Here is a 21,839-nt window from a genome sequence, read left to right as displayed (position 1 = left end):
TCAGCCTTCGCGTTCGAGGGGCGGCTTGCCGTTGGTGCACGACCCGGCGGGCCCGGCCGGGCCGGTGACCGGGGCGAACTGCTTCGCCGGCAGGTCGGCGTGCACCGGTTCGAGCGTCACCGTCCGTTCGCCGTTGCGGCCCGGGAGCGGCGCGTACCACCGGGCGGGGTGGCCGCTGCCGCCCTCCGGGCGTGCGGTGGCGGCGAACGTGGCGCGGCCGCGCAGCGCGGTGTGCAGGCCGTCCCACAGGGTGCCGTCGGTGCGGTCCTTCGGGTCCGGCGCGACCAGCACGATCCCGATGACCGGGATGCCCAGGTCGGCCAGCTGCCGCGCCACGGTGTGCAGCCACTGGGTGGTCGCCTTCCCTGCGCGCACCACCAGCACGGTTTCCGCGCCGAGACGGCTCAGGTCGGTCCACGCCGTGCCCGGCGCCACCGAGCCGACGCCGATCCGCAGGCCCGCGCCCAGGGGTCGCTCGCCGTCGACCACCGGGATCTCCGGCGGGTCACCGGCTACCGCGCTGAGTTCGCGTCCGGGCAGGTCGTCGACGAGCACAACGGTGTGCTCCGGGCCGTCGAGTTCGCCGGCCACGTGCTTGGCCACGTCCAGGGCGAGCGTGGCCGCGATCCGCGGGCAGCCCAGTTCGAGGACCGACACCGACCCGCCGTCCGGGGCGACGGTGCGGGCGATCGTGGCGGCCACCCGGTTGTGCTGGGCGGCGGCCCGCGACCGCCGCACCCGGCGGGGCTGGGGCAGCTCACCGATCACGGAGGCGCCCAGCTCGGCGGCGATGTCGCGGCGCAGCACCGGGCGGTCCCGCACCACGCTGAGCACCGCGGCGATCGCCAGCCCGGCGAACAGGCCGAAGCCACCGCCGATCCCGCCGGTGGTCACGGCCGAGCCGAGCGTGGACGAGGCGACCGGGCGGGGCCCGTCGACGATCTGGCTGCCCGCACCCAGCTGGGGCTGCCCGACCCGGGCCTCGGTGGCGCGGCCGGTGTAGTCCGAGACGCGCGAGGCGAGGTCGGCCCGGCGCGCGTACAGCGATTGCAGCTCGGCGGGGCCGATCTGGCTGTTGCGGCCCGACGCCTGTGCGATCTGCACGTCCACCTGGTTCAGCTCGCCCTGCAGCTGGTCGCGCTGGTTGAGCAGCGCCTGCGCCTCGGCGTCGGCGGCCGCCTGCAACCGCTGCCGGTGGTCGGTGATGAACGCGTCGGCGACCGCCTTGGCCCGGGTGAGCGCGTCCGGGAGCGTCGGCCCGGTGACCGTGACCTGCATGATGTTGTTCGTCAGCCCGGCACCGGTGTAGGTGGTGCGGAACTGCTCGGGCGTGGCCGGCAGGTTCAGCGTCTTGACCGCGGCGCCCGCGATGCGGGTGCTCTGCAGCACCGCCACGTCGGTCTGGATCAGGCTCTTGCTGTCGTTGGGCTGGTCGGCCGTGTGCAGCACGAGCAGGGACGTCACCGCGGTCGGTTTCGCCGGGGTCAGGAACGCGAACGCCGCGCCGCCGAGCAGGCCGATGGCCGCGGTGGCGAGCCACATCCGCCGCCTGCGGCGGATCGAGGTCAGCAGCCGGTGGAGGTCGATGAGCGGCTGGTCCGCGGGTGCGCGGTCGGGTCTGGTCATGCCGAACCCGCCAATGCCTCGTCCGTTCGCGGCGCCCCGGCCGGCTCGTCCGCGGAGCGCGGGGACGTGCGGGCCGGGTGGGCCACGACGGTGCCGAGCACCCGCAGCCCGGCGTCCCCGCACGCGGTTGCGAGGTCCACCAGCTCCCAGCCGGTCCGGGTGCCGCTGCCCTGCACGACCACGACACCGTCCGCGCCCTCGACCTCGCCGACGGTGGGCCGGGCGGCGCTGGTCACCACGATCCGCAGTTCGGGCCGGCCGGCCGAGGCCGCGACCAGCTGGGCGGCGGCGCCCCGCCCGGCCGGGTCGTCGTCGGCGACCAGCAGCACGACGAGCCCGAACGTCCCCCGGTCGTCACCCAGGCGGGACAGCACCCGGCGGTAGCGCACCTCCCGGCTCGCCCGGTCCACCGACGGCAGGAGCTCGGGTTCGTTCCACGCCCGGTCCAGGCCGAGCCAGCGGGACCAGGCGTGCCGCGCCTTGCCGGTCGCCTGGTGCGTGTGCCGGTCCACCGGCACGTCGACGCTGCCGAGTACCGGGCCGCCGACCGCGGACCCGATCTCCTGCTCGTCGCGCAGCCGCCGGTCCGCTCGCGCGCCGATCAGGTGGCCGAGCACGCCGAGCAGGAAGAACGCCACCGCGCCACCACCGGTGAACTGGATCAGCGTCGGGGACGCCGGGCTGGTCGGCAGCTGCGCCGAACCCATCACGACGGTCCTGGTCTGGCTGATCGTCTGGTCGGACTGGTCCAGCTTGAGCATCGCGTCGGCCAGGTCGCTGCGCAGTTGTTCCAGCTGCGTGCGCACGTCGACCGTTTCCACGGACAGCTTCTGCGCGGACTGGGACAGTTCGGTGATGCGGTCGTTGGTTTCCTGGACCTGGTGGCGCAACGCGTTCGCCTGTTCCTGCGCCACCTGGCTCGCGGCGTCGGAATTCGCGCCGAAGAGCTGCGCGGTGTAGGCCACGTAGGCGTTGGCCACCTGGTCGGCCAGTTTCTGCGCCTTGTCCGGTGTGTCCGCGGTCGCGGTGATGTCGATGATGTTGGCCTGGCTCGCACCGGCCTTGACGTTGCCGCTCAGCGCCGTCCCGCTCACCCCCCAGCCCAGTGCCTGCGCGGCCCGGTCGAGCACCACGGTGCTGGTCGCGACCTGGGCTTCGGTGAGGAGTTCGCCCGCGTCGCGCGAACCCTGGAGCAGCACGCTCGTCGAGGTCCGGTAACCGGGGGAGAACAGCAGCGACGCGCCCGCCCCGACGAGCGCGCCGAGCACCGCGAGCGCCGCCAGCACGCGCCAGCGGTTGCGCAGGATCCGTCCGATCGTGGACAGGCGCACGGTGTCGTCACCCAATTGTTGCCCCCTCGATCGATCCGCGGGACGCCACCGGCGTCCGGTTGGATGGGCTTTCACGAACCAGGTCGCGGCAATTCCTGAATTGGTTACCGGCCTTGTGCAAAAAGTTTCTCGACGGGGTTTTCCCGGTACCGGTCAGCGAATCACCGACTCGCGGCGGCGTATGCGGCGAGCAGGGATTTCGCCGAGTTGGCCCACGACAGCGCTCCCGTGACGCGCGCCGCGCCGATGTCACCCATGCGCCGCCGTTCCGCGGGATCGTCCAGCAACCGCGCGGTGAGCTTGGCGAACTCGAGTTCGTCGTTGGCCGGCGCGTACACCGCCGCGTCGCCGGCGGAAACCCGCGCTTCGTGCAGGTCGAACGACACGATCGGCCGGCTCATCGCCATGTATTCCATGATCTTGTTCATGGTGGACACGTCGTTGAGCGGATTCCGCGGGTCCGGGGACAGGCAGACGTCCGCTGTGGACAGAAAACGGACCAGGTCGGCGTCCGGGATGCGGCCGGTGAACTCCACCTGGTCGTCCAGGCCCAGTTCCCGGCACAGCACGACCATCGCGTCGAACGCGTCGCCGGATCCCACGAACACCGCGTGCCAGTCGGTGCGGCCCAGGTCGTCCCGTAGTTTCGCGAGCGCGCGCAGGGCGTGGTCGACGCCGTCCTGCGGCCCCATCACACCCAGGTAGCACAGCAGGTGCGGCTTGCCGCGCTTGAGTTCCGGCTCCGGCGGCACCTGGTGGAACCGCTCCACGACCGGGGCGCTGCGGACCACGAACACCTCCGCCGGCCGCTTGCCCCCGCGGGTCAGCGCCACGTCGCGGTAGCTTTCGTTGGTCGAGATGACCACGTCCGCGGCGCGGAACGTGGCGCGTTCCAGCGCGCACACGCCGCGGTAGAGCAGGTCCCGGCCACGGCCGAACCGCGACAGGTACAGCTCGGGGACCAGGTCGTGGTGGTCGAAGACGAACTTCGCGCCACGGCGCTTGAGCCGGAGCGCGACGAGGAACAGCAGGTCGGGCGGATTGCAGGCGTGCACGACGTCGACCGGGCCGACCGTGCGGGCCAGCCTGGCCGTGTGCCACAGCGCGGCACCGTACTCCCGCAGGTAACCCGCGGGGCCACCGGTGGCCGCGGTGAGCGGGTACCGCAGGATGTGCACGCCGTCGAGCACGACCTCCGGTTCGCTGTCCCGTTTTGTCCCCTGTGGACAGATCACGTGCACGGTCCACCCGGCGTCGCGCAGGGTGGTGCACTCCTGCCAGACCCGCCGGTCGAACGGCACGGACAGGTTCTCGACGAGGATCAGGGCGTTACCAGGCAAGGCCGACGTATCCTTCTTCGGCACGGCGCACGGCGGCGTCGGGCAGGCGGACGAGGTCGATCAGGGTCCGGCCGCCGGCGTGCGGCAGCACGGCGAGCACGGCCGGGTCGGTGCTGCCCACCAGGCACACCTCGGCGTGGTCCAGCACCTCGCCGGGCGAGCCGGCGAGCAGCTGGCCCAGATGCGGCAGGCGGCTTTCGATGTACTCGCGGTTGGCGCCCACCAGCCGGGACAGGCTCACGTTCGCGTCGTAGATCTTCAGGTCGTAGCCCTTGCCGAGCAGGCGTTCGGCGAGTTCGACGAGCGGGCTCTCGCGCAGGTCGTCGGTGCCCGGTTTGAACGACAGCCCGAACAGGCCGACGCGCCGTTTGCCGGTGCGCGCGACCAGGTCGAACGCGCGGCGGAGGTGTTCTTCGTTGGAGGGCAGCACGTGTGCGAGCAGCGGCACCGACACGTCGGCGCGGTGCGCGGCGTAGACCAGCCCGCGCAGGTCCTTGGGCAGGCAGGAGCCGCCGAAGGCGAAGCCGGGCCGCAGGTAGGCGGGGCTGACGTTGAGCTTGCGGTCGGCGAGGAACACGTCCATCACGCGGTGCGAGTCGAGGCCGAGGGCGCGGCAGATCGCGCCCAGCTCGTTGGCGAAGCCGATCTTGAGGCCGTGGAAGGCGTTGTCGGCGTACTTGGTCATCTCCGCGACCGGGATCGGCACGCGGAACACGTCGCCGGGCAGGTCCGCGTAGAGGTCCGCGACCGCGTCGCCGCTGGCCGGGTCGAGTTCCCCGATGACCGTCTTCGGCGGGTCGAAGAAGTCCCTGACGCTGCTGCCTTCCCGCAGGAACTCGGGGTTCACGGCGACGCCGAAGTGGACACCGGCGGTGAGTCCGGAGGTCTTTTCCAGGATCGGCACCAGCAGGTCCAGACACGTGCCGGGCAGCATCGTGCTGCGGAACACGACCGTGTGCCGGCCGGTCTTCCCGGCGAGTGCGCCACCGATCTCCTCGGTGACCCGTTCCAGGAATGCGGTGGACAGGCTGCCGTTGGGGGCCGACGGCGTGCCGACGCAGACCAGGGAGATGTCGCTGCCGGCGATCGCGTCGGCGACGCTGGTGGTGGCGGTGAGCGCGCCGTTCGCGACGACCCGTGCGGTCAGTTCGCCGATGCGTTCTTCCACCACGGGTGCTTTGCCCCGGCGGATGAGATCGATCTTGCCGGGATTGATGTCGACGCCGATCACCCGGTGTCCTTCACCGGCGAGGCACGCGGCCGAAACGCATCCGACGTAGCCGAGCCCGAAGACGCTGATCTTCATGGAAATCCTCCCGCCGCCACCGGCTTGACCCAGAGGTCGGGGGACGGGAGGACATCGTTACGGGCCGCGGTCGCGGAAAACCGTTGTCCTGGTCGGGTTTCCGCGAGGAAGAAACCTCCTGGGGCGGGAACCGGCGGTCAGAGCGCTTCGGCGAACGGGATGACGTCGTCGGCGAAGGTTTCGATCAGGCCCGGGTCCGGAAGCCCCGGGATGGAGCCGATCACGGCGTCCACGCCGAGCTCGTGCAGGCGGCGCAGTTCACCCTTGAGCTCGTCGGCCTTGTCGCCGTGCGCCCCGACGTCGAGGGGGTGGTAGACGGTTTTGGTGATGTCGGCGTAGTCGCGGCCCTCGGTTTCGCAGTGCCCGCGCAGGACGTCCAGCTTGTGTTCGAGGTCGGGCCCGTCGAAGATGTTGCAGGCGTCGCCGTACCGCGCCACGAACCGCAGGGTTTTCCGCTCGCCGCTGCCGCCGATCATGATCGGCGGGTGTGGTTTCGTGAGCGCCTGCGGGACGTTCAGGAGCCGTTCGGCCTCGATGTGCGGGCTGCTGAAGGGCCCGTCGTCGTCGGACCACATGCGCAGCACGTACTGCAGGGTCTCTTCGAGCATCTGGAAGCGTTCCGCGGTGGGCGGGAACGGGAAGCCGAGGCCGCGGCTCTCCTCTTCGTTCCAGCCGGCGCCGATACCGAGCATGGCGCGGCCGCCGGAGAGGACGTCGAGGGTGGTCACGGCTTTGGCGAGCACGCCGGGCTGGCGGTAGAGGACGCCGGTGATGACGGTGAGGAGTTTGACGCGCTCGGTGTGGGCGGCGAGGTAGCCGAGCGTGGTGTACGCCTCGAGCATGTCGTGTTCGCTGGGTCCGACGGCGCGGATCTGGAAGAAGTGGTCCATCACGGCGAGGTAGCCGAATCCGGCGTCGTCGGCGGCGCGGGCGACGTCGGCGAGGTCGCGGCCGAGCGTGGCGGGGCCGCCGGGCCAGGTGAAGTCGGGGATTTGCAGTCCGAGTTTCATGGGTGTCCTCTGCGTGGTTTCGAACTTCAGGCTCCGGTGCTGACGACCAGCGGGTGGTGCCGCGGGCGCTGACGGGTGGTGGGGTACCCGAATTGGCGACGTGAACCGGGCGGGCGGCGCGAGGTTCACGCGTTACGGCACAGTCATCTCCCATGACCCCGCAGGCAGCACCCGTCCCCGTCCTCGTCGACACCGACGGCGGCCTCGACGACGCGCTGGCACTGGTGTTCCTCACCCGCAGCCCCGCTGTCGACGTCGTCGCGATCGGCTCGGTCCACGGCAACGTGCCCGCCGAGGCCGCCGCGCGCAACACGCTGCGCGTGCTGGAGCTGCTCGGGGCCGAGGTGCCGGTCGCGCAAGGAGCTACCGGGCCGTTGACCCGCGAGGTGCACTACCGCCATCCCGAGGACCCGGTGGGCCGCCTGCTCGGCGCGCCCGCGGCCGGTCCCGTCGGCGAGCCGGCCGCCGCCCAGCTGGTCCGGCACGTGCGGGCACGCCCGGGCGCGCTGTCCCTGCTCACGCTCGGCCCGTTGACCAACCTCGCCCTGGCGTTGCGGCAGGAACCCCGGCTGCCCGAGCTGGCCGGCCGGGTCGTGGTGATGGGCGGGGTGTTCAGTGGTGACGGCAGCGTCTCCGCGGTGGCCGAGACCAACATCTGGTGCGACCCGGAGGCCGCCGACATGGTTCTCACGGCGGGGTTCGACCTGACGCTGGTCGGGCTCGACGTGACCCGCCAGGTCCAGCCCACGACCGGGTGGCTCACCGCCTTGGCGCAGGACCCGCTGCCCTGGGGCGGCTTCGCGGCGCTGCTCGCCGCCGCACCACCGGATCAGCGGCCGCCGATGCCGCTGCACGACCCGCTCGCGGCGGCCGTCCTGGCCCGCCCCGACCTGGTGAGCTGCCGCTCCACACCGGTGCGGGTCGAGCTGGCCGAGGGCGCCGCACGGGGACGCACCCGCGCGGACAGCAGCAGCGGGCGCGGCGGGCGGCCCGCCGTCCAGGTGGCGGAGGACGTGCACGTCGAGCAGGCACTGGACGTCCTCATCGAGGGTCTCGTCCCCGGCCTGCGTTGATTCCCTCCGGGGCTCGCTGTGGGCGGCACAACGCCCCGGAACCGGACGCGGCGGGGGTGCGTCCATGGGAGGACCGCTCACGCTGGAAGGATCTCCGATGGCCCAGCCGTACATGGCCCAGCCGCACCCCGTTCCGTCTCCGCGCCACCGGTGGCCGCTCGCCGTGGTCGCCCTGGTCGTGGGGCTCGTCGTCGGCGCGGGAGTCGTGGGGCTCGTCTGGATCGGGTCCGGTCCGGGCGCTGCGGGATCCGACGCCGCCGCCGACGTCGACGCCGCATGCGCCGCGGTGGCGCGCACCACGTCACTCGATCCGGTGGACAAGCACGCCGGGTTCCAGCGCTGGGGCGCGGCGGCGCAGCTCGCGGCCGCGGCCGCCGAGCAGGAGCCGCGCTACCAGTCGCTCGCCGACGCCCTGAAGGCCCCGGTCGACATCGTGATGCAGAACTTCGCCGCGAAGGGGCCGGAGTTCGACGCGGCGATGACCCGGGCCAGGGCCGCCTGCGACGACCGCTAGGCACCGGCCGCGAGTCTCCGACAGTGCTGCCCTGACCAGCGCGAACGGCATTCCCCGAGGCGGTGGCGCCAGTGCCCGTCCGCGACGCGCCAGCCGTTTTCCACAATGGGTGGGGCACCCGGATCCAGCCGCAACCTGGCGTGCCCGCCCGCGCGCACGCGAGAGTTGCTGCGGAACTCCGCTTCCCGTTCGCGCGTTGCGGAAGTGGAAGGAGGCGCAGGGGACGTGCACAGGCACCAGAACGGGCTGAAAACGGCGTTGTTGCTCGGATTGCTGAGTGCCATCATCATCGCGATCAGTTCATTGTTCGGGCGTGGCGCGTTGTTCATCGGGCTGGCCCTCGCCTTGGGCATGAACGCCTACGCCTATTTCAAGTCCGACACGATCGCGCTGCGGGCGATGCGCGCGCGTCCGGTGTCCGAGCCCGAGCAGCCCGTCATGCACCGCATCGTGCGGGAGCTGGCCACCTCGGCCCGCCAGCCGATGCCGCGGCTGTACGTGAGCCCGACCAAGGCGCCGAACGCGTTCGCCACCGGCCGCAACCCGCGGCACGCCGCTGTGTGCTGCACGACGGGCATCCTGGAACTGCTGGACGAGCGCGAGCTTCGGGCGGTGCTCGGCCACGAGCTGTCCCACGTCTACAACCGCGACATCCTCATCTCGTGCGTCGCCGGGGCGCTCGCGAGCATGGTCAGCGTGCTGGCGAACGTGGCGATGTTCGCCGGCGTGTTCGGCGGGGACGACCGCGAGGGCAACAACCCGCTGGTCACGCTGCTGATCATCCTGGTCGGCCCGATCGCCGCGGGCATCATCCGGATGGGCGTCAGCCGCTCGCGGGAGTACCAGGCGGACGCGTCGGGCGCCGAGCTGACCGGTGATCCGCTCGCGCTGGCCTCGGCGTTGCGGAAGCTGGAGGACGGCACGCGCCGCGCCCCGCTCGTGCCGGAGCCGCAGCTGGTGTCGCAGTCGCACCTGATGATCGCGAACCCGTTCCGCCCCGGCGAGTCGTTCTCCCGCATGTTCTCCACGCACCCGCCGATCGAGGACCGGATCCGGCGCCTGGAGGACATGGCCCGCCGCGGCCCGTTCTGACCTATCCGGTCGCCCCGGCCGCCCGCGCGCACGCGATCACGTAGTCGCCGTACCCGGACTTCGACAGCTTGAGCCCGAGCGCCAGGCACTGGTCCGGATCGATGTAGCCCATCCGCAGCGCCACCTCCTCCAGGCACGCGATGCGCACCCCGGTGCGGTGCTCGAGCACCTGCACGAACTGCGCGGCTTCCAGCAGCGAGTCGTGCGTGCCGGTGTCCAGCCACGCGAATCCGCGCCCCAGCTCGACCAGCTTCGCGCGGCCCTGCCGCAGGTACGCCAGGTTGACGTCGGTGATCTCCAGCTCGCCGCGCTGCGAAGGGGTGAGCCCGCGCGCGATCTCCACGACCTGGTTGTCGTAGAAGTACAGCCCGGTGATCGCCTGGTTGGACTTCGGCCGGTCCGGCTTCTCCTCGATCGACACCAGCCTGCCGTCGCGGTCGAGCTCGCCCACGCCGTAGCGCTGCGGGTCCTTCACCGGGTACCCGAACAGCACGCACCCGTCGAGCGTGGCGACCTCCTGTTGCATCCGCCCGGAGAACCCCTGGCCGTAGAAGATGTTGTCGCCGAGGATCAGCGCCACGTCGTCGTCGCCGAGGAAGTCCGCACCGATGAGGAACGCCTCGGCCAGGCCGTTCGGGCTGGGCTGCTCGGCGTAGGCCAGCTGCAACCCGAACTGGTCGCCGGATCCGAGGAGCCGCCGGAAGTTCGGCAGGTCGGCGGGTGTGGAGATGATCAGGATCTCCCGGATCCCGGCGAGCATCAGCACCGAGAGCGGGTAGTAGATCATCGGCTTGTCGTACACCGGCAGCAGTTGTTTCGACACCGCCTGGGTGATCGGGTGCAGACGCGTCCCGCTGCCGCCCGCCAGCACGATGCCCTTCATGCCTCAGCTCCTCCCGGATCGATCCGGAACCACCCTAGCGTGCCGAATCGCTTCACATACATACAGTCTGTATGTATGTTCGGAGGATGACTCGCTCACCAGCACTCGGCCAGCCCCGGCACGTGACCCTCCCGCAGGGTGAGGTCCGCTACTTCGACCGCGGCACCGGCCGACCGGTCGTGTTCGTCCACGGCGCCTTCGTCAACGCCGACCTCTGGCGCAAGGTCGTGCCGGACGTCGCCGCCGCCGGCTTCCACTGCCTCACGGTCGACATGCCACTGGGGGCGCACGAGATCCCGGTCCGCCCGGACGCCGACCTCACCCCGCCCGGCCTGGCCGATCTCATCGCGGACTTCCTCGACGCTCTCGACCTGCGGGACGTCATCCTCGTCGCGAGCGACACCGGTGGTGCGCTCACCCAGATCATGCTGTCGCGGCGCCCCGAACGGGTCGGCCGTGTCGTGCTGACCCCGTCGGACAGCTTCGGTCACTTCTTCCCGCCGCTGTACAAACCGCTCACCCAGCTCGCCCGCATCCCGGGTTCGATGCGCCTGGTTGCGGCGTTGCTCCAGGTCAAGGCCCTGCACCGGACTCCGCTCGTGTTCGGCTGGGTGGCCAAGCGGCCGTTTCCCGCGCCGATCACCGAGTCCTACGTGCGGCCGGCGCACCGTTCCGCCGCGATCCGCCGCGACGTGCGCAAGGTTGTCCGGGCGGTACACCCGCGCTACACGCTCGCGGCCGCGGAGCAGCTGCGCGCCTTCGACAAGCCGGTCCTCCTCGCCTGGGGTGACGACGACCGGATGTTCCCGCTCCGCCTGGCCCGGCGGCTCGCCGAGATCCTGCCCCGCGCGCGCCTGGTCGAAATCGCCGACTCCTCCGCCTTCGTCCCCGAGGACCAGCCGGCCGAGCTGGTGCGGCACATCCTGGCGTTCGCCGGCGTCATGGCAGATTAGGGGCCGTGCGCCGGACACAGGAAGAGCGATCGCAGAACACCCGGGCCGCGTTGGTGGCGGCCGCCCGCGAGCTGTTCGCCGAGCGCGGCTACCAGGCCGTGCCCGCGGATGAGATCGTGCGCGCGGCCGGGGTGACCCGCGGCGCGCTCTACCACCACTACGGCGACAAGCAGGGCCTGTTCCGCGCGGTGTTCGAGCAGGTCGAGCTGGAGGTCACGGCGGAGGTCGAGGCCGCCATGACGGACGCGCCGGACCTGGCGACAGGCCTGTTGCTCGCGCTCAAGGCGTTCCTCGACGCGTGTGAGCGCGCGGAGGTCCGGCGGATCTCGCTGGTCGACGCCCCGGCCGTGCTGGGCTGGGCCGCCTGGCGCGAGATCGAGGCCGGGCACGGCCTGGGACTGATCACCACCGTGCTGCGGCAGGCCGTCGAGCGGGGCCTGGTCAAACCGCTCCCGGTCGAGGTGCTCGCGCAGCTCGTGCTGAGCGCCGTGAACGAGGCGGCGCTGATGATCACGCACGCCGACAACCCCGCCCAGGCCCGCTCGGACGCCGAGCAGGTGCTCGCCACCTGGCTGCTGGGCCTGCTCGCGGAATAATTCCGGGGCCGGCGACGTTTGTCCGTTTCGTGCAGGTCGAGATCTGGTCCGACGTGGTGTGCCCGTGGTGCTACCTCGGCAAGCGGCGCTTCGAGCGTGCGCTCGCCGCGTTCGAGCACCGCGACCAGGTCGAGGTGGTGTTCCGGCCGTTCGAGCTGGATCCGGGCGCGCCGCGGGAGCCGCAGCCGAAGGCCCCGCTGCTCGCCGCGAAGTACGGGATCAGCGAGGCGGAGTTCGCCGCGAACGAGGAGCGCCTGACGCGGCTCGCCGCGGCCGACGGCCTGGAGTACCACTTGGACGGTGGCCTGATCGGCAACACCTTCGACGCCCACCGCGTGCTGCACCTCGCCCGCGAGCGCGGTCTGCAGGAGGCGGTCGCCGAGCGGTTGTTCCGGGCCTACTTCACCGAGCACCGTTCGGTGTTCGACGCGGAGTCCCTCGCCGGGCTGGCCGCGGAGGCCGGATTGGACGGTGCCGAGGTCCGCCGCGTGCTGGCCGAGGGCGGCTACGCCGACGAGGTGCGCGCGGACATCGACCAGGCCCGCGCGCTCGGCGCGAACGGGGTGCCGTTCTTCGTCTTCGACCGCCGCTACGCGGTCTCCGGGGCCCAGCCCACCGAAACGTTCGCCACCGTGCTGGACAAGACCTATCAGGACACCGGCCCCTTGCCGAAGTAGACCTTGCACACGCCGCCGTCGTAGTCGGCGGCCAGTTCCAGCACGTTCCGGGAGTCGTCCACCGGCAGCAGCGACGAGCTGTAGTTCGGGCAGAAGTTGTTGTAGGCACCGGGAACGGGCACCGGGGCCGGCAGCTCGTACCAGTTCCCGGCGCCGAAGTTGTCGTTGGCGAGCAGCACCCGCCCGTTCGAGGGGAGTGGGCGACCGGTGCCGTCGGTGTAAATCTGGCCGACCATCACCAGCCGGACGCCGTTCGGTCCGCCGGGGAACACGGCGACGGTGTGGGCGTGCTGGAAGTAGTTGCCGCTCGCCGTCCCGACCCGGGTGCCCGGGTCGGCGGGGTCGCCGTAGTCCGCGCCGTCCGGTGAGATCTTGAAGTACGGATCGCAGTAGCGGCTGCCGTAGTTGCAGATCTCGTAGGCGAAGTAGTAGCGCCCGTCGGGCAGCTTGCGCACGATCGGCATGCCGGGCCGGACGCGGTCCGGCGAGATCGCGACCGTGGTCTGCCTGGTTCCCCAGGTGACGCCGTCGGTGGAGGGGACCCGGTTGAGCACCTGGCTGTGCCGGGGCGCCTCGGTCTCGTCCGCGTAGTGCATCCACAGCGTCCCGCCGGAGTCCACAGTGAACTCCGGCTCGAACACGCCGTCGCCGGTGTGCGAGCGGACGGCTTCGGACAGGAAGCTCCAGTTCCGTCCACCGTCCGAACTGGACCAGATCCGGATCGACATGCGCCGGTCCGCGCCGTCGTTCTGCCCGTAGGACGCCGCCCACAGCAGGGTGCCGGCACGCAGCCGTCCGACGCGTTGCGGCAGCTCGTAGAGACTGCCGCAGCACTCGCCCCGGGCGCCCTCCGGATCGCGGATCTCGGCGATGGGGTGGAACGACGCGCCTTCGTCGGTGCTCTCGAAGATGCGCGCGAACGCCCCGCCGCCGTCCCAGCTGTTGACGGAGGCGATGATCCGTCCGCGCCGGAACTGCGTGTGCTCCAACCGGATGGCCCGTGGGTAGGCGCCGACCCCGAGTTCGGTGCGTTGCGCGGCCTGTGCCGGAACTGTCAGCGCGGCCGTCATGACCAGCGTTGTCAGCATCAGCGCGGCAATCCGGCGCATTCGTCCCCCTCACTGTCAGCAGCGGAATTAGACCACAGCGTGATCGTCCGGGGCCGCGCCGCCAGGCTGACAAACGGCCACTTTGTAGCGCAGTACTACGTGTAAATCAACCCCTTGATGGATTGTTCAACGATCCCTACGTTCGGAGGCGGTGGCACAAGCCACCGTTCACGACGAAGGAGAGTTCGCATGCCGATGGAAAACCTGGCTCCCGAAGACTTCGACCTGGACCTCCGCATCAGCACGCCCACGCAGGACGGCGAAGTGCTGACCACCAAGTCCGGCTTCAGCGACATCTGCGCCACGTTGTGGCCGTCCTGCTGACCTGATCCCGGGTGGCGGGTCTGCGGGGGCCCGCCACCCGTTCCAGCCGGGAGGGGAACCGATGTTCAGCTGTGCGAGCCCGGCCCTGCTGCGGGCCGCGGTGCGTCCGCGCGCCACGGGGCCGCTCCCGCCGCTGGAGGCGCTCGCGGCGGACCGGGTCCTGATGGAAGCGGTGGAGACGGCCAGCCCGAGCCTGGCCGCCGACGTTCACCGTGTGGTGCGCGGCGAACCGGTCAAGGACAAGGTCCGCAGGCGCGCCGCCCTTGCCCTCGGCAAGTACCACCTGCGCATGACCAGCCGGGCCACGCCGTTCGGGCTGTTCGCGGGCGTCGCGCCCGTCCGGCTGGGCGAGCGGCCCGAGCTGCGGTTCGGCGACCGGCATCGTCCGGCCACGCGACCGGACGCCGAGTGGCTGGACGGGCTGCTGCACCGGCTGCGCACCGATCCGCTCGTCCTCGATCGAGCGGTCCTCGTGGCGAACGACATCGTCTTCGTCCGCGGGGACCGGCTCGTGCTGCCGGAGCGGTACGAGGCGGCGCATCGCCGCGAAGCGTCGGTCCGGTTCACCCCGCTCGTGCGCGCCGTCCGGGAGATCGCTCGCACACCGGTGGCGTGGCCGGACCTGGTCGAGGCGCTGTGCCGCCGCTTCCGGCGCACCGGGTTCGAGACGGTGCTGCGGCAGCTCGTCGAGGCCGGTGTCCTGCTCACCGACCTCGACCCGCCGCCGGACTGCGTGGACCCGCTCGCCCACGTCCTCGACCGGATTCCGCCCGCGCACCCGGTGCACTCGGAGCTGCGCGCGATCCAGGCCGGTCTCCGTGCCGCGGACGTCGCCGCCGAGGACCGCCGGTCACGGCGGCGGACGGTCGTGGCGCGGATGCGCGCGCTGCACGACGCGAACGACGTGATCCAGACCGACCTGCGGCTCGACCTCACGGCCACGTTGCCGGCCGAGGTGGGCGCGGAGGCCGCGCGCGCCGCCGACGTGCTGTGGCGGCTGGGAAGCGTGTCCGCTCCGTCCTGGTTGGACGGTTATCGGCAGCGCTTCCTCGAACGGTACGGCAGTGACCGGGCGGTGCCGGTGCTGGAGCTGCTCGACGATACCCGTGGCCTGGGCCTGCCCGAGTTCGGGCAGCGGCCCGACCCGCACGGCCACGAGGACCTCGTGACGCACCTGCTGGCGGCGGTGCGGGCGGGCCGCGACGAGATCGAACTCGACGACGAGCTGATCGACCGCCTCGCCGAGGATCCGCCCGCGCGCCGCCCGGTGTCGATGGAGCTGTGCGCGGAAGTGCTGGCGCCCCACTGGGAGGCCCTGTGCGCCGGGGACTTCCGGCTGGTCGTCGGGGAGAACCTGGGGTCGCCCCAGGCCGGGTCGACGAGCGCGCGGTTCGCGCACCTGATGCCGGAGGTCGACGCCGAGCTGACCGCGCTGGTCCGCAACGGCGCCCCGGCCGGCGCCGCGCAGGTCGCGTTCCGGCCGCGGACGATCCGCTCCGCCAACGTCGCCGCGGTGCCGCAGCGGCTTCCGGTGCGCCTTCCCGTCGGGTGCGGGCCGGCCGTCGCGCGGGTCGCCGACGTGCGGCTGGACCGGCTGGCCGTGGGCGCGACGCAGGACGAGCTGTACCTGGTGGACCGGGAAACCGGGCGGCGGATCGTGCCGGTGTCCGGTTCGATGCTCAACCCGCGCAGCGGCCACGTCCCGCCGGTCGCGCGGTTCCTGCTCGAACTGGGGGAGCAGGCGAACCCGTCGTGCCTGCCGTGGCGGTGGGGCGCGCTCGCGCCGGCCCCGTACCTGCCGCGGGTCCGGTACGGCCGGACCGTGCTCGCGCCCGCGCGGTGGCGGCCCAGTCACGAGATGCTGGAGCGCACCTCCAGCTGGCCGGAGGCGGTCCGGGCCTGGCGGCAGCGCTGGGAGGTGCCGCGATGGGTGCAGCTGACCAGCTCGGACAACCGGATCCGCATCGACCTCGACGACCCCGGTCACCTGCGGCTGTTCGACGCGGAGCTGCGGAAGACGCCACGGCTGGTCGTCCAGGAGGTCCTCGCCCACGGCGACGGCTGGCTCGGCGGGCACGCGTGCGAGGTCGTCTTCCCGCTGCTCGGCGAACGCCCCGCCGAGCGGCCGGCGCCGGCTGTCCGGACGCGCTCCGACGCGCTGCGGCTGCCCGGCGGTGACTGGTTGTACGCCAAGCTGTACGCCGCGGACACCGCGCAGCGCGAGATCCTCCGGACGCGGCTGCCCGAGCTGGTCGGCGGGGTGGACGACTGGCACTTCGTCCGCTACGCCGATCCCGATCCGCACCTGCGGATCCGCTTCGCCGGCAAGCCCGACGTCCTGTGGACGACGCTGCTGCCGCGCCTGCACACCTGGGCGGGCGCGCTCCGCGACGCCGGACTGCTGTCCCGGCTGGTGCTGGACAGCTACGACCCCGAGGTCGAACGGTACGGCGGCCCGGATGCGATCGCCGAGGCGGAGCGGGTGTTCCACGCCGATTCCGTGGTCGCGCTCGCCGTGCTGGAGCGGGACACGGCGGAACTGCTGGCCCTGAGCGTGCTCGATCTCGTCCGGCACTTCGGATCCGGTCCGCGGGTACTCGGCTGGCTCGCCGCGGCCGTCCCCCTCGACCAGCGGCGCGCCGCACGGCGGGAGAGCCGGGAAGCGCTGGCCGCGGCCCTGGATACCACCGGCCGGCCGTCACTGGGCCAACCGTGGCGGCGGCGGAGCGAGGTGCTCGCGGACTACCTGAAGACGCTGTCGCCGGAGCAGCACGGGCGGGTGGCGCTGAGTCTGGCGCACATGCACTGCAACCGCGTGCTCGGCCTGGACCGGACGCGGGAGCAGGAGGTGTACGCGGTGGTCCACGGTGGACTGTCGCTGCGCCTGGACCGGGCGGGGCACGGCCGGTGAGGCCGCTCGACGGCGTGGGTGTTCCCGCGCGGGGAGGCCGGCCGGTGACGGCGGCGGCGGTCGCGTTCGAGGTGGGTGATCGCCTGCGCGCGGTGCGTGGCCGCGGGCCGGGGCTGCTGGACGGGCACCCCGGGATCGCGCTCCTGCACGCGGCGCTGTCCGCCTGGGACCCGGCCTGGGCGCCGGTGACGCACGCCCAGCTCGCGGATGCGGAGGGGGCGGCCCCGGACGCGCTGATTCCCGCCGTGCTGGTGCACCGCGCGGTGCACGGCGGCGGCTACGACGGCTTGCTGCGCAAGGCCGGTGCGGCGCTCGCCGGGGTGTGTGAGTCGTGGCCGGCGCGCGGCCCGCTCGGCGTGCCGGATTACGACGTGATCAGCGGTCTCACCGGCAAGGGCCGGCTGCTGCTCGCCGTGGGCGGTGACCGGTGCGCGGCCGCGCTGGACGGGGTGCTGTCGTATCTCGTCGGGCTGACCCGGCCGGTCGTTGTGGACGGCTACGAGGTGCCCGGCTGGTGGTGTTCGCCCGAGCGGTACGCGGTGCCGGTCGACCGCGAGCGCTACCCGCGCGGCGATTTCAACCTCGGCCTGGCGCACGGCATCAGTGGTCCCCTCGCGTTGCTGGCGCTGGCCCACCGGCACGGCCACCGGGTGGACGGGATGACCGATGCGATGCGGGTGATCACGGACTGGTTGCTGCGGTGGGCGTGGACCGACGAGACCGGGGTGAGCTGGCCGTCGCGTGTCGGGTTCGACGCGCAGGTGCGGGGCTCGGCGGTGCCGGCGTCGCGCTCGGCCTGGTGCTACGGCACGGCCGGCGTGGCGTACGCGCTGCACCTGGCCGCAGCCGAGCTGCGCGACGCCGGGGTCGCCGGGCTGGCCTCGGCCGCGGTGCGCAGGCCGGGCCCGGCGGAGGGCCCGACCTTCTGCCACGGCGACGCCGGGTTGCTGCAGATCACCACACGGATGGGGGTGGCGGGGGACACCGTCGCCGAGCGGGTGCTGGCGGCGTTCGACCCGGCGGCGCCGTTCGGGTTCCGGCACCTCCGCCACACCGGCGAGCGGGCGGACGAGCCCGGCCTGCTCCAGGGCGCGGCCGGGGCGGCACTGGCACTGGCGACCTACGCCGGCAACCCCGCGCCGTGGGACGTGGCGCTGTTGCTGTCCTGAGGGTCAGCGATAGTTGGTGAACTGCAACGCGATGCCGAAGTCCTTGTCCTTCAGCAGGGCGATGACGTCCTGCAGGTGGTCCTTCTTCTTGCCGGAGACGCGGAGCTGGTCACCCTGGATCTGCGCCTGGACCCCCTTGGGACCCTCGTCGCGGATCGCCTTGGCGATCTGCTTGGCCTTGTCGGTGGCGATGCCCTGGACGATCTTGCCGTTGACCTTGTAGATCTTGCCGGACACCGCGGGCTCGTCGGCCTCGAACGCCTTCAGCGAGATGCCGCGCTTGATCAGCTTCTCCTTGAACACCTCGACCGCGGCCTTGGCGCGCTCCTCGGTGTCGGCTTCGATCGTCACGGCCTCTTCGCCGGCCCAGGAGACCTTGGCGTTGACGCCGCGGAAGTCGAAGCGGGTGGAAAGCTCCTTGGCCGCCTGGTTCAGCGCGTTGTCGACCTCCTGCCGGTCGACCTTGCTCACCACGTCGAATGACGGATCCGCCACGTGTCCTACCTCGTCTTTTCGCTTGTCGGCTGACCACACCATAGCGCCGCCCCGCCCCCCGGCGGACGCGCCCGCGGGGGTTGGTAAGCTAGTACCCGGCCGGGACGCCCGGCCATGGCGGGTTGCCCGAGCGGCCAAAGGGATCTGACTGTAAATCAGACGGCACTGCCTTCAGAGGTTCGAATCCTCTACCCGCCACACAGGGCAAACACCCCCGTGACCTGCACGAACAGGACGCGGGGGTGTTCTCGTATGTCCGGCTGTGTCCGACTCGGTCCGGCACGGACCGGCATCCCGCCCCAAATACGCCCCAGAGCCCTACCAGCCACGCATGGCGCGCTCAGCGCGGTCACGAGCGGCCTTCTCGCCGCCGTCCAGGCACTTCGCGTAGACCTTCAGCAGCACCGAGAGGCTGTGGCCTGCCCACTTCGCTACCCGGGTGGGCTCTACGCCGCCGCTCAGCCACGTTGAGACGCACGCGTGACGGAGGTCGTACGGCCGCTTGCCGAGCGGACCGGCCTGCACCGCTTCGGTGAACACCAGCTCGCGCGCGGCAGCCCACACGCGTCCGTAGACGCTGCTCGACACCCGACCGCCGTCCCGGGCGCCGCGGAAGAGGCGACCGTCCGGCGCGGTGCCGAACCGGGTGAGGTGGTTGTGCAGGATCTCCGTCAACGCCGGCGCGCACGGAACGGTCCGGCCGATGTTCTCCTCGCGGTGCTTCAGCGGACCCACTTCGCTCGCCTCACCCGAGTCGGTCCACTCCTTCCCGATCTCTGGGCGCGCGCCACTCAGGTTGAGGTCACCCCAACCTTCCTCGGGAATCGCCAGATCAGTCTTGTTCAGGTTCGCGGCCTCCTCGGGGCGCAAACCTGCGTAGTACATCGTGGCGAAGAAGGCAACGAGTGGTGGTCCCGGTTTCCCCACGTTTCCGACTGCCTCCAACAACATCCGCGCCTGCATCGGGTTCACGACCGATGCGGGGTCGACCTCCTTGAGTGCGTAGTTGCGCCGCTTCGTCTTCAGCTCGGCGAGTGGGTTTCCCGCGAGCAGCTTCTTCTCAATGGCGTAGTCGATGGAGTTGGTGAGCGCGGCCTTGCGGATGCGCACGGTGTTCGCCGATCCTCGCTTCCCGTCCAGGTTGGTTTCGAGGTCGGCCAGCACGGACCGGAGTACCTCGGGCTTCTCCAGGTCGTTCACGTTCCGGTTGTTCCGGGCGATCGTGCTCAGCTCGCCGGCCATCCGGCCGGACAGGGCTGCCTTGCGCGTCGTCGGATTGAACGCAGCCATCAGGGCTTGCCGCAACTCCCGTCCCTCGGGGCTGCCTGCATCAGGCAACGAAGCGCGGCTCTCGGTCATGGCCAAGGTGATTCGTGCGAGCGATTCCGCAGTGGACTTCCGGTATCGAGGCGAGGAGTTCGGCCACTTCATGTCGGCGTACTCGCACGCGAACTCGAACCATGGCATTGTCGCGAGCTTCCGCATCATCGAGACCGGCAGGCCGGTCTCGGTGTCGAACGCTTCGCCCTTACGCGCTGCGGTGACGAGATCCGAGCGGAAGCTATCGGCGAGACCGACCGTCGCGAAGGACTCGCCGAACCTCTGTTTCGCCACGAGCCAGCGCACGCGGTAGCTGGTCTTCCGCTTGCCCTTGATCTTCTCTACGGCCCAGATACGGACGTCGTGGCTGGTCTGCATTAGGCTGCCACCTCTCGGGATTCGAGCCACGCGTCGAGGTCCGAGCGGCGAATACGAATCTCGCCGTTCGGCAGCTTGATGTGGCGCGGCGCGCGGCCCTTTGCGCACCAGTCGTAGAAGGTCGACTTGGCGACCTGAAGCTCTTCGCAGAACGCTTTCAAGGTGAGGAATCGGGACGTGGCGCCCATGACGAGGTGTCCTCCGAGGAGTGGTGACGGTCGGCGACGGCTGGTATGAGGCATGGCGACTCCGCAGTGCTTTCGTTGGCGACTTGGGTTGCGAGGCGACGAAGGAAACGAACTAACGAACTAACGCGTTGACCTGCGGGTTTGGTGTTGGCGGGGTGGGTATTAGTTCGTTCGGTACGAACTAATGCCGGACCTCTGTTCTGCGTTTGTGCTGGTCAGGGAGCTTGTTCGTTAGTTCGTTTAGTTCGTGGGTCGGGCGCGCGGGCGGTGTAGACCTCGATCGGTCGGCCCTTGCCGCTGTCCGGTCGGCGGCTACTGCGGTTGATCATCGCGGCGTGGATCAGCTGGGTGAGGATGCCGTCGATGGTGGCGCGGTCGGCGTTCCCGCCGAAGAACTCGCGAGTGATGTCCTTGCGTGTGCGGCCGGTCTCGCCGGCTTCGGCGATCCAGGCGGCGAGTTTGGCGGGGGTGGTGGTGTCGACGAACAGGGCGCGGGCGGAGTCGATGGAGTAGCGCACGAGTGCGGCGGCGGCGTGGAGGTGGGCGGCGTGGATGGCGGGTTCTCCGTCCAGGGCGGCGTGGATTCCGGCGATCCGTTTGCAGTACGGCAGGGCGCGTGAGACGAACTGGGCAACCTTGGGGTGGTGGGTGTCGGTGTTGAACTCCAGGTAGAGCTGGCGCCACAGGGGGCGGGCGTCCTCGGCGAGGTCCAAGGCGCCGAGCCGGGCGCCGGCGGCGAGCCGGTCGGCGAGCCCGGCGGCGAGTGAGCGCACGAGGTTCGGGGCGGCGCCGACGCTGTCGGGCAGGGCTTTGGACCAGGCGACGGCGAGCGGGAGGAAGCGGTTGTAGGTGCCGCCGGCCATGTCGGCGTCGGAGAGCTTGGCGCGGAACTCGTCCGGGGTGATGTGGGCGACGATCCCGACGTGGGACTCCGGGGCGATGCGGGCGTTCACGGTGAGGGTGGACAGGTCGCCGCCTTCCCAGGCGGCGCGCAGCACTTGGGAGAGGCTGTTGCCCTCGCGCTTCATTTTGGCCATGACCCCGCCCCACTCCGGTTCCATCACCAGCAGGCGCAGGTCCCGCGGTCCCGTGTCGTCGTCTTCGTTGATGGCGAAGCGCTGGGCGAGCCCTTCGCCGGAGGCGAGACCGGCTTTGATGTTGGCGGGCACGAACTCGGCGTCGGTGTCGGTGATGACCCGCTTGGCGGCCGACCAGGACGAGCCCTTCTTACCGGTGTTGGTGTGGCCGATGACCAGCGGCCACACCAACAGCGGGTGCGGGTCGTCACCGGCACGGACGTGCGGGTGCCGTCCGAGGTGCACCCCGGCGAAGCACAGCAGCGACGCGAGGATCGCCACCGGGTCGGCCTCGCTGGTCGGCTCGATCTGCCGGACGAGGTGTCCGAGGTAGCAGTCGAACACGGTCTCGTCCAAGGTCGGCAACCATGCGCGGGCGCGGGCGACCGCGGCGGCGGCCTTGGCCTCGAACTCGTCGGCGCCGGCCGGGATCGGCGCCGGGTGCACCAGCCGGACGGGGTAGGTCAT

Annotated in this window: 20 protein-coding genes and 1 tRNA gene; 10 read left to right on the top strand and 11 right to left on the bottom strand. The window is 71.3% G+C overall.

Annotated elements, in window-relative coordinates; translation table 11 throughout:
- From FHX45_RS13465 to FHX45_RS13445, 5 genes are all read right to left on the bottom strand, one after another.
- Window positions 1-1,626, bottom strand: coding sequence for a Wzz/FepE/Etk N-terminal domain-containing protein (locus FHX45_RS13465; protein WP_167100811.1), 1,626 nt, complete (start codon window positions 1,624-1,626; stop codon window positions 1-3).
- On the bottom strand, window positions 1,623-2,972 hold the full coding sequence (locus FHX45_RS13460; RefSeq protein WP_167100809.1) for an exopolysaccharide biosynthesis protein: 1,350 nt from the start codon (window positions 2,970-2,972) through the stop codon (window positions 1,623-1,625). Before FHX45_RS13460 ends, FHX45_RS13465 begins: the two co-directional genes overlap by 4 nt.
- Window positions 2,973-3,118: 146 nt before the next feature.
- Entirely contained in the window at window positions 3,119-4,297 is a 1,179-nt protein-coding gene (locus FHX45_RS13455) for a glycosyltransferase family 4 protein (protein ID WP_167100807.1), read from the bottom strand.
- Window positions 4,287-5,603, bottom strand: coding sequence for a nucleotide sugar dehydrogenase (locus FHX45_RS13450; protein ID WP_167100804.1), 1,317 nt, complete (start codon window positions 5,601-5,603; stop codon window positions 4,287-4,289). The genes FHX45_RS13455 and FHX45_RS13450 overlap by 11 nt, the downstream gene beginning before the upstream one ends.
- 137 nt (window positions 5,604-5,740) lie before the next feature.
- Window positions 5,741-6,613 carry an LLM class F420-dependent oxidoreductase gene (locus FHX45_RS13445; RefSeq protein WP_167100802.1) on the bottom strand — a complete coding sequence of 291 codons (873 nt, stop codon included), beginning with the start codon at window positions 6,611-6,613 and terminating at the stop codon, window positions 5,741-5,743.
- Between the two features lie 152 nt (window positions 6,614-6,765).
- Between FHX45_RS13445 and FHX45_RS13440 the strand changes: the two genes are divergently transcribed.
- From FHX45_RS13440 to htpX, 3 genes are all read left to right on the top strand, one after another.
- On the top strand, window positions 6,766-7,686 hold the full coding sequence (locus FHX45_RS13440) for a nucleoside hydrolase (protein ID WP_167100799.1): 921 nt from the start codon (window positions 6,766-6,768) through the stop codon (window positions 7,684-7,686).
- Between the two features lie 97 nt (window positions 7,687-7,783).
- Window positions 7,784-8,200 carry a hypothetical protein gene (locus FHX45_RS13435; RefSeq protein WP_243869025.1) on the top strand — a complete coding sequence of 139 codons (417 nt, stop codon included), beginning with the start codon at window positions 7,784-7,786 and terminating at the stop codon, window positions 8,198-8,200.
- Between the two features lie 225 nt (window positions 8,201-8,425).
- Complete coding sequence (gene htpX, locus FHX45_RS13430; protein WP_167100796.1) at window positions 8,426-9,292, top strand: zinc metalloprotease HtpX; 867 nt, start codon at window positions 8,426-8,428, stop codon at window positions 9,290-9,292.
- Window position 9,293: 1 nt separating this feature from the next.
- On the opposite strand, the gene rfbA is transcribed toward htpX, so the two are convergent.
- Window positions 9,294-10,175, bottom strand: coding sequence for a glucose-1-phosphate thymidylyltransferase RfbA (gene rfbA / locus FHX45_RS13425; RefSeq protein WP_167100793.1), 882 nt, complete (start codon window positions 10,173-10,175; stop codon window positions 9,294-9,296).
- A gap of 86 nt (window positions 10,176-10,261) precedes the next feature.
- Between rfbA and FHX45_RS13420 the strand changes: the two genes are divergently transcribed.
- Genes FHX45_RS13420 through FHX45_RS13410 form a run of 3 tightly spaced genes read left to right on the top strand, consistent with a single transcriptional unit; the run spans window position 10,262 to window position 12,401 of the window.
- The gene (locus FHX45_RS13420; protein WP_167100790.1) at window positions 10,262-11,128 is read left to right on the top strand and encodes an alpha/beta fold hydrolase; all 867 of its coding nucleotides are present in this window, start codon (window positions 10,262-10,264) and stop codon (window positions 11,126-11,128) included.
- Window positions 11,129-11,133: 5 nt separating this feature from the next.
- Window positions 11,134-11,724, top strand: a complete 591-nt coding sequence (locus FHX45_RS13415) for a TetR family transcriptional regulator (protein WP_167100787.1) — start codon at window positions 11,134-11,136, stop codon at window positions 11,722-11,724.
- Window positions 11,725-11,753: 29 nt separating this feature from the next.
- Window positions 11,754-12,401: a DsbA family protein gene (locus FHX45_RS13410; RefSeq protein WP_167100784.1), complete on the top strand. Its 648-nt coding sequence runs from the start codon at window positions 11,754-11,756 to the stop codon at window positions 12,399-12,401.
- On the opposite strand, the gene FHX45_RS13405 is transcribed toward FHX45_RS13410, so the two are convergent.
- Window positions 12,374-13,510, bottom strand: a complete 1,137-nt coding sequence (locus tag FHX45_RS13405) for a sialidase family protein (RefSeq protein ID WP_167100781.1) — start codon at window positions 13,508-13,510, stop codon at window positions 12,374-12,376. The genes FHX45_RS13410 and FHX45_RS13405 overlap by 28 nt on opposite strands.
- Before the next feature lie 189 nt (window positions 13,511-13,699).
- Between FHX45_RS13405 and FHX45_RS28400 the strand changes: the two genes are divergently transcribed.
- From FHX45_RS28400 to FHX45_RS13395, 3 genes are all read left to right on the top strand, one after another.
- The gene (locus tag FHX45_RS28400; RefSeq protein WP_279588865.1) at window positions 13,700-13,834 is read left to right on the top strand and encodes a hypothetical protein; all 135 of its coding nucleotides are present in this window, start codon (window positions 13,700-13,702) and stop codon (window positions 13,832-13,834) included.
- Between the two features lie 61 nt (window positions 13,835-13,895).
- Window positions 13,896-16,745, top strand: a complete 2,850-nt coding sequence (locus FHX45_RS13400) for a lantibiotic dehydratase (RefSeq protein ID WP_167100778.1) — start codon at window positions 13,896-13,898, stop codon at window positions 16,743-16,745.
- Window positions 16,746-16,789: 44 nt separating this feature from the next.
- Window positions 16,790-17,914: a lanthionine synthetase LanC family protein gene (locus tag FHX45_RS13395; RefSeq protein WP_167100775.1), complete on the top strand. Its 1,125-nt coding sequence runs from the start codon at window positions 16,790-16,792 to the stop codon at window positions 17,912-17,914.
- Between the two features lie 3 nt (window positions 17,915-17,917).
- On the opposite strand, the gene FHX45_RS13390 is transcribed toward FHX45_RS13395, so the two are convergent.
- The gene (locus FHX45_RS13390; RefSeq protein ID WP_167100772.1) at window positions 17,918-18,409 is read right to left on the bottom strand and encodes a YajQ family cyclic di-GMP-binding protein; all 492 of its coding nucleotides are present in this window, start codon (window positions 18,407-18,409) and stop codon (window positions 17,918-17,920) included.
- A gap of 116 nt (window positions 18,410-18,525) precedes the next feature.
- Here FHX45_RS13390 and FHX45_RS13385 point away from each other — a divergent pair.
- A tRNA-Tyr gene (locus tag FHX45_RS13385) sits at window positions 18,526-18,607 on the top strand.
- Window positions 18,608-18,727: 120 nt separating this feature from the next.
- On the opposite strand, the gene FHX45_RS13380 is transcribed toward FHX45_RS13385, so the two are convergent.
- The 3 genes from FHX45_RS13380 to FHX45_RS13370 all read right to left on the bottom strand — a co-directional run bounded on the left by FHX45_RS13380 (window position 18,728) and on the right by FHX45_RS13370 (window position 21,839).
- On the bottom strand, window positions 18,728-20,107 hold the full coding sequence (locus FHX45_RS13380; protein WP_167100769.1) for a tyrosine-type recombinase/integrase: 1,380 nt from the start codon (window positions 20,105-20,107) through the stop codon (window positions 18,728-18,730).
- Window positions 20,107-20,295, bottom strand: coding sequence for a helix-turn-helix transcriptional regulator (locus FHX45_RS13375; RefSeq protein WP_167100766.1), 189 nt, complete (start codon window positions 20,293-20,295; stop codon window positions 20,107-20,109). Before FHX45_RS13375 ends, FHX45_RS13380 begins: the two co-directional genes overlap by 1 nt.
- Window positions 20,296-20,510: 215 nt before the next feature.
- Window positions 20,511-21,839, bottom strand: a complete 1,329-nt coding sequence (locus FHX45_RS13370) for a DUF3987 domain-containing protein (RefSeq protein WP_167100763.1) — start codon at window positions 21,837-21,839, stop codon at window positions 20,511-20,513.

Origin of the sequence: Amycolatopsis granulosa (genome assembly GCF_011758745.1) — a bacterium.
Taxonomy (GTDB): Bacteria; Actinomycetota; Actinomycetes; order Mycobacteriales; family Pseudonocardiaceae; genus Amycolatopsis_E; species Amycolatopsis_E granulosa.
The sequence above is the reverse complement of the archived record's forward strand: the minus strand, read 5'-3'. Positions and strand labels throughout refer to the sequence as shown.